Source organism: Streptomyces sp. NPDC056296, assembly GCF_042268605.1.
Taxonomy (GTDB): domain Bacteria; phylum Actinomycetota; class Actinomycetes; order Streptomycetales; family Streptomycetaceae; genus Streptomyces.
In genome coordinates this window covers 76,794-92,018 of the sequence record NZ_JBHJRX010000026.1, presented here as the reverse complement: position 1 = coordinate 92,018, position 15,225 = coordinate 76,794, and the positions used below count along the sequence as shown (strand labels likewise).

Genomic DNA, 15,225 nt, shown 5'->3' with positions numbered 1-15,225 from the left:
GTTACACTGTTACACATGACGCCTAACCGTCACAACAACTCGGGACGACCGAACACCTCGGACAACGACGCGGTACTGGACGCCGTGCGCGACTGCGTACTGGCCGTCGGGGTCCGCCGTACGACGATGACCGACGTCGCCCGCCGCGCCGGCGTCTCCCGGATGACGCTGTACCGACGCCATCCGGACGTGCGGACCCTGGTCGGCGACCTGATGACCCGCGAGTGGATCGCGGTGGCCACCGGCGCCATCCCCGAGCCCGGGCCGGGGGTGGACACGCGCCCGCGCATCGTCGAAGGGCTCGTGACCGGGGTGGAGGCGTTCCGTGCCCATCCGCTCTTCCGCAAGATCGTCGACGTCGACCCCGAGCTGCTCCTGCCCTACGTCCTCGACCGGCGCGGAGCGAGCCAGGAGGCACTGCTGGGACTGCTGGCCGACGCACTCGCCGAGGGACACGCCGACGGGTCGGTACGCCCGGCCCACACCGGGCGGCAGGCACGCGCCGTGCTGCTGATCGTCCAGTCCTTCGCGCTGTCGCTGCGGACCATGACCGACGAGGACGACGCCGAGCTGACCCCCGCGGCCTTCCTCGCGGAGCTGCGCACCATCCTGGAGAGGACCCTCACGCCATGAGCCCCATCAGCAGCACCCCCGCCGCCGGGGCCTCCCTGTCCGCCGGGCGGCGCTCGCGCGAGCTGACCGACACCGTCGGCGGCCCCGTCGTGGACGTCCTGGTCGTGGGCCTCGGCGCCACCGGTGCCGGCGCGGCCCTGGACGCCGCGGCCCGCGGTCTGAGCGTCGTCGCGGTGGACGCCCAGGACCTGGCCTTCGGCACCTCCCGCTGGAGCTCCAAGCTCATCCACGGCGGTCTGCGCTACCTCGCTTCCGCCCAGCTCGACGTCGCCCACGAGAGCGCGGTGGAGCGCGGTGTGCTCATGGAGCGCACGGCGCCCCATCTGGTGCGCGCGCAGCCGTTCGTGCTGCCGCTGACGCCCATGGTCTCCCGTGGTCAGGCCGCGCTGGCCTGGGCCGGGTTCCGGGCCGGCGACACCCTGCGCCTGGCGGCGCGCACCGCCCGGGCCACGCTGCCCGCGCCACGCCGGCTGTCCGCCGTGGAGACCCGCCACCTCGCGCCGGCACTGCGCTGCGACCGGCTGCGCGGCGGCCTGCTGTCCTGGGACGGCCGGCTCACCGACGACGCCCGGCTGGTCACCGCGCTCGCCCGGACCGCCGCCGCGCGCGGTGCCCGGATCCTGACCCGGGTGAGGGCCCTGGAGCTGACCTCGTCAGGCGCCCGGATACGCGACGAGCTGACCGGCGAGGAGGGCGTGATCCGCGCCCGCGCGGTGGTCAACGCCTCCGGTGTGTGGGCCGGTGACCTCGTGGACGGTATCCGGGTCCGGCCCTCCCGCGGCACGCACCTGGTCCTGCGCTCCGACCGGCTCGGCCCTCTGCCCGCGGGACTGCACGTGCCGATCCCCGGGGAGACCAACCGCTTCGTCCTCGTCCTGCCCCAGGGCGACGGCCGCGTCTACGTCGGACTGACCGACGAGCCCGTCGACGGGGAGATCCCGGACGTGCCCGAGGTGCCCGAGACCGACGTCGGTTTCCTGCTCGACGTGCTGGGCTCCGTCCTGGACATGCCGGTCCACCGGGAGGACGTGGTGGGCGCCTTCGCGGGCCTTCGCCCCCTGCTGGACACCACGTCGGCGGACCGGCCCGGCAGCGGGGCCCGCACGGCGGACGTCTCGCGCCGGCACGCCGTGCTCACCTCGTCGGAGGGCGTGATCACCGTGGTCGGCGGAAAACTCACCACGTACCGGCGCATGGCCGAGGACGCCGTGGACGCCGCCGTCGCCGCCCGCCGCCTCGGCGCCGGCCCGTCCCCCACCGCCGCACTGCCGCTGGTCGGCGCCGCCGCACCGCACGCCCTGGCCGCGCTGCGGGCGCCGCGCCGCCTGGTCCAGCGCTACGGCACCGAGGCGCCGACCGTGCAGGCACTCGCCGACCGGGACCCCCGGCTCGGCGAGCGCGTCCTGCCGGACCACCCCGTCACCGGGGCCGAGCTGCTCTGGGCGCTGCGCCACGAGGGGGCCCTGGACGAGGCCGACCTGCTCGACCGCCGCACCCGCATCGGGCTGGTGCCCGAGGACCGGGCGGCGGCCCTGGAGGCCGTACGAGGCCTCGTCGGCGAAGCCACGGCCCGACGGGGCTGAAACCGGCCGGGGCCGACGCCGACCGGGCCAGATGTCCGACCGATGTCCGCCCGACCCGATGCCCACCCGACCTCGCGCCGACCCGGCCCACAGCCGACCCCACCCGCTGCCGGCCCCCGGCCCGGTGCGGCGCCGACCCCCGCCGGGGACCGGTCAGTGCCGGCCCGGCGTCCACCCGGCCTCCCGCAGACCCGGCCCGACCCGGCCCACAGCCGACCCCACCCGCTGCCGGTCCCCGGCCCGGTGCGGCGCCGACCCCCGCCGGGGACCGGTCAGGTGCCGGCCCGACGTCCACCCGGCCTCCCGCAGACCCGGCCCGCCCCGGCCCACAGCCGACCCCACCCGCTACCGGCCCGGTCCAGTGCGGTGCCGACCCCCGCCGGGACCGCTCAGGTGCCGACCCCCGCCGGGGACCGCTCAGGTGCCCTGCCCCCCGTCCTGGACGGCCTTGCGGACCTTCGCCTCCAGCTTGTGCCGGGACTGACCCCCCTCCTTGACGTACTCCGTCATCGCGGTCTGCGCGTCCCGGTCCAGGTCGCGCCAGGCCCGAACGGCGGTCTCGTACGTGTGGGACTGCCGTTGGGTCCACTGATGCTGCGTGGGAGGCCCGTACGAGTCCCGCAGCTCCTCGACCCGGTGCCGGGCCAGATCCGCCGCGCGACGCTTGTGTACGAGCTCTTCGAATGTATGAGCCACCACATGTCGACCGTAGTCAGAGGAGCGCCGTCGCGCGCGTCGAGCCCTCGACGGCCGGTCCGGGCGCCGCCGGTCTGCGCAAGTGGCCCACGCGAGTCCCCAGGAGCCTTAGCATCAAGCCACCGACGACGGCCGGGCATATGCGAGGAGTGAGGGAAGCGTGGCGGACATCGAGGGAGCGGCAGTACCGGAGCGGCTGCTGATCACCCGTACCACCACGGGCGACGGCGTCAGCCTCGTCCTGCTCGCCGGAGAAGTCGATCTCGACGGCAGCAGTCAGCTCCGCGACGTCCTGCTGTCCTGTGTGCAGACGGCGCCGGGCACGGTGGTCGACTTCGGCGAGGTGGTCTTCCTGGACTCCAGCGGCATAAACGTGCTCATCTCCGCGCACCGGGCCGCCGAGTCCCGCGGCGTCTGGCTGCGGCTCGCCGCACCGCAGCACGCCGTCGAGCGCGTGCTGCAACTCGTGGGCGTGGACACACTCATCGGCTGCTACCCGACCGTCGAGCAGGCCCTCGCGGCCTGACCCGGGTCAGCGCAGCGGCAGGCGCGCGTACACCGTCTTCCCCGTCGCGTGCGGCTTGGTGATGACCTCGTCGCACAGGCGCGTCACGATCTCCAGACCGTGCCGGCCGACCCGCAGGGGATCGCGGGGCAGGAACGTGGGGAATCCGTCCCCCGTGTCCGACACCGCGATCTCCACTCCGTCGTCCACCAGGGTCAGTTCCAGGCGGCAGGGACCGGGCGCGTGACGGAGCGCGTTCGTCACCAGCTCGCTGGCGACCAGGCGGGCGGCGTCCGGAAAGGTGTCGGCCAGGTCCACGCCCTTCTCGCCCAAGCGCGCGACGAAGCCGTGCACGACGTCCCGGGAGGCCGGGATCATCGCCGATCCGCCCCTGAACTCCACCGCCGTGGACACGACCGAGGCGTCTGCGGCATCGGGTCTGTGCGCCGGAGTCATACAGAGCCTCACCGTCCGGTCCGGGGCCGAGTAGGGGAAGCGCATGTCCCCGGTCCCTCACGATACGCACCGGGGCGGTTTCCACGATCTCTTTGCCCCAACTTCCGCCGGACGCGCCGTTTTTCGGACAGGCCCGGGCCGAGTGCGCCGGAAAGGGCGCCGTCCCGGTCGGCGACGGGCACGGCCGGGTCTCGCGACGAGGCGCACCAAGTCGCCCCGAGCCTCCTGGCTTCGGGGCGACCCGGTGCGCCGGGCGGATCAGGAGGCGGTACAGGCTCCGACCGCGGGTGCGGTGTCGCTGCCGTTCTTCGACACGGTGAACCCGAAGCTGGTCGACGCGCCGGCCGCCAGGGAACCGTTCCAACTCGGCCGCGCCGTCATGACGTTGCCGCCGCCGTCCCAGGTGGGCGTGGCGTTCCAGGTGGCCTGGACCCGCTGCGGCGAGGCGAAGGTGACGCTCGTCGTCCAGGAGCCGATCGCTTCGCTGCCCGCGGTGATGGTGACCTGGCCGTTGTAGCCGCTGCCCCAGTCGGCGGTCCTGGTGTACGTGGCGGTGCAGCTCGCCGTGCCGTTGCCCGGGTCGCCGCCGCCGTCACCGCCGAGGGCGGACAGGACGGCGCCGTAAGCGGGCTTCTCCTGGTAGTTGCCGTCGAAGAGCAGCGGGGTGCCGCTACTGCGCCACGAGTACTTGTCGGTTACGCCCCAGACGGTGATGCCGGTGCAGCGGTCCACGGCGAGACAGGCCTCGACCACGTCGGCGTAGCTGTTGGCCTGCGCCGTGCCGGAGCCCTCGATGTCGAGTTCGGTGATCTGCACGTCGACGCCGAGGTCGGCGAAGCGCTGGAGGTTGGCCTGGAAGTCGGCGGGGACCGGGGAGTTGCTGTTGAAGTGGCCCTGGAAGCCGACGCAGTCGATGGGCACGCCGCGGGACTTGAAGTCCTTGACCATGTCGTAGACCGCGTTGCTCTTCGCGTTGACGCCGTCGGTGTTGTAGTCGTTGTAGCAGAGCTTGGCGGCCGGGTCGGCGGCACGGGCGGTGCGGAACGCCTCCTCGATGAAGCCGTCGCCGAGCTTGTCCTGGAAGGGCGAGCTGCGCCGGGCGCCGCTGCCGCCGTCCTGGAAGGCCTCGTTGACGACGTCCCAGCTGTGGATCTGGCCCTTGTAGTGGCCCATCACGCTGTTGATGTGGTTGTTCATGGCGGTGCGCAGGTCGGCCGTGCCGAGGCCGCCCACCCAGGAGGGCAGCTGTGAGTGCCAGACGAGGGTGTGGCCGCGGACGTCCATGCCCTGGCTCCGGGCGTGGTCCACGACCTGGTCGGCGGCGCCGAAGGTGAAGTTGCCGCGGCTGGGCTCGGTGGCGTCCCACTTCATCTCGTTCTCGGGTGTCGCCGAGGTGAACTCGCGGTTCAGCGTGGAGACGTAGTCGGCCTCGTCGAGGTGGCTCGCCGCGACGGCGGTGCCGAAGTAGCGGCCCTGGCCGGCCGCCGCGGAGCCGAGCGTGTCGGCGGCTGGGGCGGCTTCGGCGGAGTGGGTCGCGGCCGTCAGCGCCGCGGCGGCGACGAGCCCGGCGGTGGCCGCTCTCGAAAGACGTAGCAGAGTCATGCGCATGTCATCCCGTTCCTTGAATCGGTGTGCGGAGGCCGTTCGGAAGGGCTGGAAACTCCGAAAGTTTCGGAAGGATTTCCGAATGTCGCGGAGGAGGTTACGGACTCCCGTCCGCGAGGTCAACGCCCGTCGCGGTCACCCGTGCGGCCCGACCGCGTGCGCGACCCGGGTGTCGTGGCGCATTCTTGCTGTGTCGCCCGCGTGACGGCGCACGGACGAGGGGGTGTCGTTTGGATCAGGCCGGCTCCGGGCAACGGTGCCTTGCGACCGACCCGAGCGGGGCCTGGTGCGTGCAGCTGCAAGGCCGAGGAGGGCGACAGGGCGGAGCCCTGGCAACCGACGACAACGCCGCAGATGGGCGTGCCAGGCCCCGCGACCCCGGCAGGATCCAAACGACACCCCCTGGGTGGGGCCGATGAGTGCAGGCGCCGAGGACGCAGACCGCATGCCCGGGCGGCTGGCGGCGCTGCTGATCGACGCCTGTGCCCAGGCCATCGGCGCGACCGACGGCCATGTGGGCGGGATCTACCTGCGCTCCCGCACCCCCGGCCTGCTGCGGCTGGCCGTCCTCGCCGGACTGCCCGGGCCACTTTTCCGGCCCTGGTGGCGACTGCACTCCGACAGCCCGTTCCCGGTCGCCGACGCCTACCGGCTGGGCGTCCGGGTGGTGCTGCCCAACGCGACGGAGACGATGCGCCGGTATCCGCAGTTCGCGGCCGGCCTGCCGTTCCCGTTCGGGTCCCTGTACGTGCCCGTGACCGGCGCGGCGCGGACGTACGGCGTCCTGACCGTCCTGCGTCCCTCCGCCTCCGACACCGCCGAGGCGCTGGACGGCCTCGACCGGATGGAGCGGCTGGCGCAGGAGCTCGGCTCGGCCCTGGAACGGCTGGACGAGGACCCGGGGGCCCCGCCGGTCGTCTGGGACGGCGAGCCGCTGTGCCTGAGGCCGCCCCCGACCGCACGACACGCGCCGCGCGCCGGAAGTTTCGCCTGGGACTCGGCCACCGGTGCCGTCACCGTCGACGAACCGCTGTGCGACCTGCTCGGCGTGGCCGCGGCCACCGACGGACCCGCCACCGACGTACCCGCCGCCGGCTCACTCGGCGCGCTCACCGACGGGCCCGCCGCCACCTCCCTCGCCACACTCACCGGCGCCCTGGCGCCCGACGACGGGCACCGGATCGCCGCGGCGCTGCGTCAGACGGCCGCCGGCCGGCCTCCTCCGCTGCCCCTGTACGTGCGTGCCGCGGACGGTGCGCTGCTCCTGGTGGAGCTGTGGAAACCGCAGTCCGCGCCGCCCCTCGGCGGCCCGGTGCGCGGCGTCGTACGCGACACGTCCGCCGGCGCCGTGGCCGACGCGGCGGCCGACCTGCTGCCGGACGGCGTGTTCTGCGTGGACCGGCTGGGCACGATCGTCTACGCCAATCCGCGCGCCGCCGCGCTGCTGGGACAGCCACGGGCGCGGCTGCTCGGCCACTCCCTGTGGGATGCCGTGCCCTGGCTGGACCAGGCTGCCTACGAGGATCATCTCCGCGGTGCCCTGCTGTCCCCCGAGCCGGTCCACTTCCATGTCCGGCGTCCGCCCGACGGCAGCCTCCGGACCACGCCGCAGCCCTACGAGGGGGACTGGCTCGCCGTCTCCGTGCATCCCGGGCCGGATCTCCTGACGGGCACGCTCCGCCCCGCCAACCGGGTGGCCGACGCGTCCGCCGGTCTCACGCCCGAGCACGGCGCACCGGAGACGCCGGACGGCACCGGGGAGCCGGGCCCGGCCGTCGTCGCCACGACGGCACCCGTGTACCGCCCCATCGTGCTGGCCGTGGCCCTGACCGAGGCGGTCACCGCCCGCCAGGTGTCCGCCGTGGTCGTGCGCGAACTGCTGCCGGCGTTCGGCGGCCGCCGGCTCGCCCTCTACCTGCTCCAGGACCGGCATCTGTACCTGGCGTGGGAGACCGGCTTCCCGCCGGGCTTCCTGGCGCCCTTCGAGGGGGTGGCCCTGGATGCCCGGCTGCCCGGGGTCGAGACGCTGACCAGCGGCCGGCCGCTCTTCTTCGACTCGATGCAGGCGCTGGCCGCCGCGTACCCGGGCATCCCGCTGGACGCCACGGAGGGCGCCCGCGCCTTCCTGCCGCTGATCGCCTCCGGGCGCCGGGTCGGCTCCTGCATCCTCGGCTTCGACCGTGCCCGCGGCTTCGGCACCGAGGAGCGCGCGGTGCTCACCGCCCTCGCCGGCGTGATCGCCCACGCCATGGAGAAGGCGCGGCGCTACGAGACCGAGACCGCGCTCGCCCGCGGACTCCAGCGGGCCCTGCTGCCCCGCCGACTGCCCGCGCATCCCCTCCTGGAGACCGCGGGGCGCTATCTGCCGGGAACCCAGGGCATGGACGTGGGCGGCGACTGGTACGACGTCGTCGCCTCGGGGGACGGCATGGCCCTGGTCATCGGCGACGTGCAGGGGCACGGCGTGCAGGCGGCGGCCACGATGGGGCAACTGCGCAGCGCCGTGCGCGCCTTCGCCCTCGGTGACCGGCCGCCCGACGAGGTGCTGAGCGGCGTCAACCACCTGCTGACCGATCTGGACCCGGGTCTGTTCGCGAGCTGCTGCTACATCCGGCTCGACCCGGCCACCGGACGGGCGTGCGCGGCCCGCGCGGGACACCCGCCGCCGCTCCTGCGCCACCCGGACGGACGCACCGAGGCACTGGACCTGCCCGGCGGCGTGGTGCTCGGTGTGGACCCCGGCGCGCCGTACCCGCTGACGGAGTTCCACGTCGAGCCCGGTGCCGTCCTCGCCCTCTACACGGACGGGCTGGTGGAACGGCCCGGCACCGACATCGACGAAGGCATCACCGCCCTGCGGCTGGCCCTGGCCAGGGCCGGTGCGCCCGCCGCACGGCCGGGAAGCCGTTCGCTGGCGGGCGTCGCCGACCGGATCGTCGTCACCGCCCGGCACACCACGGACCGCCCCGACGACATCGCCCTGCTGCTCGCCACCCGCCGCCACCGGGCCGGGAGTCGTCGGTGAGGGCCGTTGCGGGCCCGGGTCCGGTGGCCCCTCCGTCACCGGGGGGTGCCCCTCGCCTCCTCGGGCCCGGCAGTGTAGACATGGGCACATGGTCCGACTGATGGGTCGATCGGGAGAGCGGTCACCCCGTCGTCCCAGCGGCCCGCTCGCCCGGCATCTGCGCGACGCGGACCGGTCACGGCGGGGGACGGGCAAGGGAGGGCGGCGGCGTGCCGCGGCATTGCGCTCGGCCATGTCCGGACGCAGTGTCGCCGGCCAGGTCTTCGCCATGAACGTGGTCATCGTGCTGCTGCTCGTGGTGGCCGCGGCCGTCGCGCTCGTGCTCCAGGTACGGCACGACAGCACCGTCGAGGCCCGCAACCGGTCCGTCGCCGTGGCCGCGACGTTCGCGAACTCCCCCGGCATCCGCGAGGCACTGCGCGCTCCCGACCCCACGGCGGTGCTCCAGCCCCGGGCCGAGGCGGTGCGCAGGGCGACGGGCGTGGACTTCGTCGTCGTCATGAACACCGACGGCATCCGCTACACCCATCCCAAGCCCGACCGCATCGGCAAGGAGTTCGTGGGGAACATCGCCCCCGCGCTGGCCGGGGAGACGGTGACCGAGGAGATCGAGGGGACCATCGGCCCGCTGGTCCAGGCCGTGGTGCCCGTCGAGGCGCCCGACGGGACGGTCGTGGGCCTGGTGTCGGCCGGCATCACGACGGAGAACGTGGGCGGCGCCGCCGAACGGCAGCTGCCGCTGGTGCTGATCGTGGCGGGCGTCGGTCTGGCCCTGGCGACGGCGGGCACGGCGCTCGTCAGCCGGCGGCTGCTGCGGCAGACGCACGGCCTGGGACCGCACGAGATGACCCGGATGTACGAACACCACGACGCGGTCCTGCACAGCGTCCGGGAGGGCGTGCTCATCGCCGGCGGAGAGGGCAGGCTGCTGCTCGCCAACGACGAGGCACAGCGCCTGCTCGACCTGCCCGACGACGCGGAGGGACGGCACGTCCTCGACCTGGGGCTCCCGGACGACACGGCGGAGCTGCTGGCCTCCGGACGGGTCGCCACCGACGAGGTGCACCTGGTCAAGGACCGGTTGCTGGCGGTCAACCAGCGGCCCACGGACGTACGGGGCGGCCCCGCAGGCAGCGTCGCCACGCTCCGCGACTCCACGGAGCTGCGGGCCCTGTCCGGCCGGGCCGAGACCGCCCGGGAACGCCTGGACATCCTGTACGCCGCCGGCGTGGGCATCGGCACCAGCCTGGACGTCGCCCGCACCGCCGAGGAGCTGGCGGAGCTGGCCGTACCCCGGTTCGCGGACTACGTCAGCGTGGACCTCTTCGACACCGTGCTGGCCGGCGGCCAGCCGGGAGGCGTCACCCCGCTGCGCCGCGCCGCGCTCAGCGGTATCCGTGAGGGGGCCCCGCTCTACCCGGTGGGCCGGCAGATCCGCTTCGTCACCTCCTCCCCGCAGGGCCGCTCCCTGCAGACCGGCCGGCCCGTACTGGAGCCCCGCCTCGGCGAGGCCCGGGGCTGGCAGGCGCAGGACCTCGAACGCTCGGCGCAGGTGGTGGAGTACGGCGTCCACTCGCTGATCACCGTGCCGCTGCGCGCGGGCACCCTGGTGCTCGGGGTGGTCAGCTTCTGGCGTTCGGACAAGCCCGAGCCGTTCGACGAGGACGAGGTGACACTCGCCGAGGAACTGGTGGCGCGCGCCGCGGTCTCCATCGACAACGCGCGCCGCTACACCCGCGAGCACAGCATGGCGGTGACCCTCCAGCGCAGTCTGCTGCCCCGCAGGATGCCCGAGCAGAACGCCCTGGACATCGCCTACCGGTACCTGCCCGCGCAGGCCGGGGTGGGCGGGGACTGGTTCGACGTACTGCCGCTGTCGGGGGCCCGGGTGGCGCTCGTGGTCGGCGACGTCGTCGGTCACGGGCTGCACGCCGCGGCCACCATGGGGCGGCTGCGGACGGCGGTGCACAACTTCACCGCCCTCGACCTGCCGCCCGACGAGCTGCTCGGTCTGCTGGACGAGCTGGTGGGCCGCATCGACCAGGACGAGGCCGACGACGGCACCGCCCCGGTCACCGGCGCGACCTGCCTCTACGCGATCTACGACCCGGTCTCCAGTACCTGTGTGATCGCGCGGGCGGGCCACCCGCCGCCCGCGCTGATCCGGCCGGACGGGGGTGTGGAGTTCCCCGAGGTGCCCGCCGGTCCGCCGTTGGGCCTGGGCGGCCTCCCGTTCGAGACGACCGAGCTGCGCCTGGCGGAGGGCAGCCGGCTGGTCCTGTACACCGACGGGCTCGTCGAGGACCGGGAGCACGACATCGACGTCGGCCTCGAACATCTGCGCCAGGCACTGGAGACGGCCGGCGAGTCGCCCGAGGAGACCTGCCGGACGGTCCTGGACGCCCGGCTTCCGGACCGGCCGGGCGACGACATCGCCCTGCTCGTCGCCCGCACCCGCACGCTCGGTCCGGACCGGGTCGCCGAGTGGCAGGTGCCGAACGACCCGGCGGCGGTCGGCGAGGTACGTGCCCAGGTCACCCGGCGGCTGGCCGAGTGGGGGCTGGACGAGCTGACGTTCACGACGGAGCTGATCCTGAGCGAGCTGGTCACCAACGCGATCCGCTACGGCGGCGAGACGGTTCACGTCCGGGTGCTGCGCGACCGCAGCCTGATCTGCGAGGTGTTCGACAGCAGCAGCACCTCACCTCACCTGCGCTACGCGGCCATGACGGACGAGGGCGGGCGCGGCCTGTTCCTCGTCGCGCAGCTCGCGGAGCGCTGGGGCACCCGCTACACGCCGGGTGGCAAGGTCATCTGGGCGGAGCAGCCGGTGCCCTGACTGGCCCGTCTTCGCGCGCGAGGGCGACCTGGGACCTCGACCCGCCGCTGAACTGGCACGTGTGCGGGGACGCCTACCACATCGGCTGGCTCCCACCTTCCCGACGTTCCCTCGAGCGGCCCCACCGGCACGGCGCGGGCCGCGGAACCGGCCGTGTGCCGGGTTCCGCGGCCCGTGTGCCGCCCGTCGGTTCCGGTGTCAGTGCCGGAACGCGTCCTTGCCCTTCTCCTTGGCCTGCCGGGCGTCGCCCTTGGACTGCTCGGCGCGACCCTCGGCGGCCATCCTCTCGTTGCCGACGGCCCGTCCGGCCGCTTCCTTGGCCTTCCCCTTGGCCTGCTCCATCTTGGCCTTGGACTTCTGATTGCCGGCCACAACTGCTCACCTCACGGCGTTCGCTTCCGATGTCCTGCACAGCGGGTCGCCCGTGACGGCGTGGTCAAACCCGGCGACGGCCGCCGGGGTGAGCGGAGGGCCGCGGGGTAGGAGGATGGACACGCAGGACCGTCGTCGACTCGGAGGAACGTCATGGCCGGAATGCTGGACCGGATCAAGCGCTTCGCGCGCAGCCCGCAGGGCCGCCGGGCGACGGAGCAGGTGCGCCGGGCCGCGTCGGACCCCCGCCGCCGCGCGCAGGCCCAGGAGATGCTGCGGAAGTTCGGCAAGCGCCGCTGAGCGCGCCGGGCCGGTTCGTCGTCGTGCCGGGAGCGTCTCAGCCCTGACCCGCGTGGGTGTGGCTGTGGGACGTCTCCGGCGGGCAGCGTCCGGCGCGGTCGGAGCGGTCCCGTCGCCAGTCGAGGACCGCGACGGTCAGCGCGCACAGCATGGCGGCGACCCCCGACCCGACCGACAGGGCCACGGCCTCGTGGTAGTCGTCGTGGGTGGCGTTGAGCGTCAGGTAGAACAGCCCCGGCAGCGCGGCGGTGCCCACGGTGCCGCCGAGGCGCTGCCCCGTCTGCAGGGCGCCCCCGGCGGCGCCCGCCATCCGCACCGGGACGTCCCGCAGCGTCATCGTGATGTTCGGGGAGATCACACAGCCACTGCCGAGCCCGCCGACCAGCAGCGCCGGGGCCGCGATCCAGGCGGCCCGTTCGGCGGGCGCGAGCCAGAGCACCAGCGCGGTCGTGCCGAGTCCCAGCATGACGGCGACGAGCCCCCAGACGGTCAGCAGCCGCCCCAGCCGGTCGACCAGCCGCCCCGCCACGGCCGCGGCCAGGGCGGAGCCCACGGCGAACGGGGTCACCGCCAGGCCGGACATGAGGGGCGAGAAGCCCAGCCCGTTCTGGAAGAAGAGCGCGAACACGAGCCACACCCCGCTGAACCCGACGAAGTACAGGGCGGCCAGGCCCGCGCCCGTGACGTAGCCGCGGGTCTCGGTGAACAGCCCGGGTTCCAGCAGCGGCTGCCCGTCGCGACGGGCGACGCGGCGCTCCCAGCGTACGAAGACGAACAGGACGAGCGCTCCCACCGGGAACAGCCACCACACCCTGCCCACCCCGCCGCTCTCGGCGAGGACCAGCGGCAGCATGAGAGCCAGGATCCCGGCCCCGAGGAGCGCCACCCCCATCGGGTCCAGCCGCCCCCGGCCACCGGGGGCGGTCCGGGGCAGCAGGCGGAAGCCGAGCAGGAGGGCGAGAACGCCGACCGGCACGTTCACGTAGAAGATCCACCGCCAGCCCTCGGGACCGGCCAGCGCCAGGATCACACCGCCGACGATCGGCCCCACCGCGCTGGACACCCCCACGGTGGCTCCGAACAGCCCGAACGCGCGCCCGCGTTCCGCGCCCCGGAACATCTGCTGGATCAGTGCCGAGTTCTGTGGTGCGAGGCTGCCGGCGGCGACTCCCTGGGCGAGCCGGGCGACCACCAGCAGTTCGATGCCCGGCGCGGCTCCTGCCGCGGCGCTGAAGAGCACGAAGGCGGCCAGCGCGACGAGGAAGACGCGGCGCCTGCCGAACGTGTCGCCGATCCGGCCGGCCGTCACCAGGGTCAGGGCGAACGCGAGGGCGTAGCCGGACACGACCCACTGCACGGACGCCGCCGAGGCGTGCAGTCCCCGCTGCATGGAGGGCAGGGCGACGGCGACGATCGTCACGTCCAGCAGGGTCATGAATCCGGCGACGAGGGTCACCCAGAGGGCCCGCCACCGGTTCGGTTCCGGGTGGTCGTCCGGACGGTGCACGCGGGCTCCCCTCGTGAGGTGGGACGCGGTACGCGTTCGTCGCGCCTCACGCCTGCGTCACCCGTGCCCAGGTGTTCAAACCCGGGCCATCGGGGTCACAAAGTCGAACCATGAGAACCCATAAGCCGCCCTTATGCCCTCATAGACCGGACCCGCGTACCGACTTAGGCTTGCCTTAGCTTAGGCTTCCCCGAGAGTCGATCTGTTGCCGCTCGAAGGGAACCTGAACATGCCCCGCCCCCTGCGGGTAGCCATCGTCGGATCCGGCCCCGCCGGAATCTACGCCGCCGACGCCCTGCTCAAGTCCGAGGTGGCCGCCGACCCCGGCGTCTCCATCGACATCTTCGAGCGCATGCCCGCCCCGTTCGGCCTGATCCGGTACGGCGTCGCCCCCGACCACCCGCGGATCAAGGGCATCATCACGGCCCTGCACCAGGTGCTCGACAAGCCGCAGATCCGTCTCTTCGGCAACGTGGACTACCCGACCGACGTCAGCCTCGACGATCTGCGCACCTTCTACGACGGTGTGATCTTCGCCACGGGCGCCACGGCGGACCGAGCGCTCTCCGTCCCCGGCATCGAGCTCGACGGCTCGTACGGGGCCGCCGACTTCGTCGCCTGGTACGACGGCCACCCCGACTTCCCGCGCACCTGGCCGCTGGAGGCGGAGAAGGTCGCCGTCCTCGGCGTCGGCAACGTCGCCCTGGACATCGCGCGCGTCCTCGCCAAGACGGCGGACGAGCTGCTGCCGACCGAGATCCCGCCGAACGTCTACGAGGGCCTCAAGGCCAACAAGGCGCTGGAGGTCCACGTCTTCGGCCGCCGCGGCCCGGCGCAGGCGAAGTTCAGCCCGATGGAGCTGCGGGAGCTGGACCACTCCCCCAACATCGAGGTCATCGTCGACCCCGAGGACATCGACTACGACGACGGTTCGATCGCCACCCGGCGCGGCAACAAGCAGGCCGACATGGTCGCCAAGACCCTGGAGAACTGGGCGATCCGCGATGTCGGCGACCGGCCGCACAAGCTGTTCCTGCACTTCTTCGAGTCGCCCTCCGAGATCCTCGGCGAGGACGGCAAGGTCGTCGGCCTGCGCACCGAGCGCACCGAGCTGGACGGCACCGGCAACGTCAAGGGCACCGGCGAGTTCAAGGACTGGGACGTCCAGGCGGTCTACCGGGCCGTCGGCTACCTGTCCGACCAGCTCCCCAAGCTGCCCTGGGACATCGACTCGGGCACGGTCCCGGACGAGGGAGGCCGGGTCGTCCAGGAGTCCGGCGAGCCCCTTCAGTCGACGTACGTCACCGGCTGGATCCGGCGCGGCCCGGTCGGTCTGATCGGCCACACCAAGGGCGACGCCAACGAGACGGTGTCCAACCTGCTGGACGACTTCGCGAACGGCAGGCTCCAGACGCCCGCCTCGCCCGCTCCGGAGGCCGTCGACGCCTTCCTCGCCGAGCGGAACGTCCGCTTCACCACCTGGGACGGCTGGTACAAGCTCGACGCCGCGGAGAAGGCGCTGGGCGAGCCGCAGGGACGCGAGCGCGTGAAGCTGGTCGAGCGCGAGGACATGCTCCGGGAGAGCGGCGCCTGAACCTCGGTGACCGGCGCGGGGGGGGGGGGGGGGGGGGCGCGGCAGGCGAGTGCACACCTGCTTTGGTTCTCCGTGCCACCCCTCCCCCCACTCTCCTCCCTCCCTCTCGC

At 73.6% G+C, this 15,225-nt stretch carries 12 protein-coding genes; 7 read left to right on the top strand and 5 right to left on the bottom strand.

Annotated elements, in window-relative coordinates; genetic code table 11:
• Positions 1 to 15 precede the first annotated feature (15 nt).
• Both ACFCZF_RS20560 and ACFCZF_RS20555 read left to right on the top strand, forming a co-directional pair.
• Positions 16 to 633 (top strand): TetR/AcrR family transcriptional regulator, encoded by a 618-nt coding sequence (locus ACFCZF_RS20560; RefSeq protein ID WP_376672856.1) that lies wholly within the window; start codon positions 16 to 18, stop codon positions 631 to 633.
• Positions 630 to 2,216, top strand: coding sequence for a glycerol-3-phosphate dehydrogenase/oxidase (locus ACFCZF_RS20555; protein ID WP_376672855.1), 1,587 nt, complete (start codon positions 630 to 632; stop codon positions 2,214 to 2,216). The genes ACFCZF_RS20560 and ACFCZF_RS20555 overlap by 4 nt, the downstream gene beginning before the upstream one ends.
• Positions 2,217 to 2,633: 417 nt before the next feature.
• Here the strand turns inward: ACFCZF_RS20555 and ACFCZF_RS20550 are convergent, their stop codons facing one another.
• Entirely contained in the window at positions 2,634 to 2,912 is a 279-nt protein-coding gene (locus tag ACFCZF_RS20550; RefSeq protein ID WP_376672882.1) for a hypothetical protein, read from the bottom strand.
• A 160-nt stretch (positions 2,913 to 3,072) separates the two neighbouring features.
• Between ACFCZF_RS20550 and ACFCZF_RS20545 the strand changes: the two genes are divergently transcribed.
• On the top strand, positions 3,073 to 3,438 hold the full coding sequence (locus ACFCZF_RS20545; protein ID WP_375919537.1) for an STAS domain-containing protein: 366 nt from the start codon (positions 3,073 to 3,075) through the stop codon (positions 3,436 to 3,438).
• A 6-nt stretch (positions 3,439 to 3,444) separates the two neighbouring features.
• On the opposite strand, the gene ACFCZF_RS20540 is transcribed toward ACFCZF_RS20545, so the two are convergent.
• The gene (locus ACFCZF_RS20540) at positions 3,445 to 3,831 is read right to left on the bottom strand and encodes an ATP-binding protein (protein WP_376672854.1); all 387 of its coding nucleotides are present in this window, start codon (positions 3,829 to 3,831) and stop codon (positions 3,445 to 3,447) included.
• A gap of 300 nt (positions 3,832 to 4,131) precedes the next feature.
• Entirely contained in the window at positions 4,132 to 5,481 is a 1,350-nt protein-coding gene (locus ACFCZF_RS20535) for an endo-1,4-beta-xylanase (RefSeq protein ID WP_376672853.1), read from the bottom strand.
• Positions 5,482 to 5,893: 412 nt separating this feature from the next.
• Between ACFCZF_RS20535 and ACFCZF_RS20530 the strand changes: the two genes are divergently transcribed.
• Both ACFCZF_RS20530 and ACFCZF_RS20525 read left to right on the top strand, forming a co-directional pair.
• On the top strand, positions 5,894 to 8,503 hold the full coding sequence (locus ACFCZF_RS20530) for a SpoIIE family protein phosphatase (RefSeq protein WP_376672852.1): 2,610 nt from the start codon (positions 5,894 to 5,896) through the stop codon (positions 8,501 to 8,503).
• 232 nt (positions 8,504 to 8,735) lie between these two features.
• On the top strand, positions 8,736 to 11,342 hold the full coding sequence (locus tag ACFCZF_RS20525; RefSeq protein WP_376672851.1) for a SpoIIE family protein phosphatase: 2,607 nt from the start codon (positions 8,736 to 8,738) through the stop codon (positions 11,340 to 11,342).
• Between the two features lie 198 nt (positions 11,343 to 11,540).
• On the opposite strand, the gene ACFCZF_RS20520 is transcribed toward ACFCZF_RS20525, so the two are convergent.
• On the bottom strand, positions 11,541 to 11,714 hold the full coding sequence (locus tag ACFCZF_RS20520) for a CsbD family protein (protein ID WP_375919554.1): 174 nt from the start codon (positions 11,712 to 11,714) through the stop codon (positions 11,541 to 11,543).
• 153 nt (positions 11,715 to 11,867) lie between these two features.
• Here ACFCZF_RS20520 and ACFCZF_RS20515 point away from each other — a divergent pair, with 153 nt between their 5' ends.
• Positions 11,868 to 12,014, top strand: coding sequence for a hypothetical protein (locus tag ACFCZF_RS20515; protein ID WP_310869549.1), 147 nt, complete (start codon positions 11,868 to 11,870; stop codon positions 12,012 to 12,014).
• Positions 12,015 to 12,051: 37 nt separating this feature from the next.
• Here ACFCZF_RS20515 and ACFCZF_RS20510 read toward each other — a convergent pair whose 3' ends face one another.
• A complete protein-coding gene (locus tag ACFCZF_RS20510) occupies positions 12,052 to 13,521 on the bottom strand; it encodes an MFS transporter (protein ID WP_376672850.1) in 1,470 nt (489 codons plus the stop codon).
• Between the two features lie 229 nt (positions 13,522 to 13,750).
• Between ACFCZF_RS20510 and ACFCZF_RS20505 the strand changes: the two genes are divergently transcribed.
• Positions 13,751 to 15,115: an FAD-dependent oxidoreductase gene (locus ACFCZF_RS20505; protein WP_376672849.1), complete on the top strand. Its 1,365-nt coding sequence runs from the start codon at positions 13,751 to 13,753 to the stop codon at positions 15,113 to 15,115.
• Positions 15,116 to 15,225: the final 110 nt, after the last annotated feature.

Coding starts and splice junctions, on each gene's coding strand:
- ACFCZF_RS20505 (WP_376672849.1), top strand. CDS start 13,751: ATGCCCCGCCCCCTGCGGGTAGCCATCGTCGGATCCGGCCCCGCCGGA.
- ACFCZF_RS20515 (WP_310869549.1), top strand. CDS start 11,868: ATGGCCGGAATGCTGGACCGGATCAAGCGCTTCGCGCGCAGCCCGCAG.
- ACFCZF_RS20560 (WP_376672856.1), top strand. CDS start 16: ATGACGCCTAACCGTCACAACAACTCGGGACGACCGAACACCTCGGAC.
- ACFCZF_RS20555 (WP_376672855.1), top strand. CDS start 630: ATGAGCCCCATCAGCAGCACCCCCGCCGCCGGGGCCTCCCTGTCCGCC.
- ACFCZF_RS20530 (WP_376672852.1), top strand. CDS start 5,894: ATGAGTGCAGGCGCCGAGGACGCAGACCGCATGCCCGGGCGGCTGGCG.
- ACFCZF_RS20535 (WP_376672853.1), bottom strand. CDS start 5,481: ATGCGCATGACTCTGCTACGTCTTTCGAGAGCGGCCACCGCCGGGCTC.
- ACFCZF_RS20525 (WP_376672851.1), top strand. CDS start 8,736: ATGTCCGGACGCAGTGTCGCCGGCCAGGTCTTCGCCATGAACGTGGTC.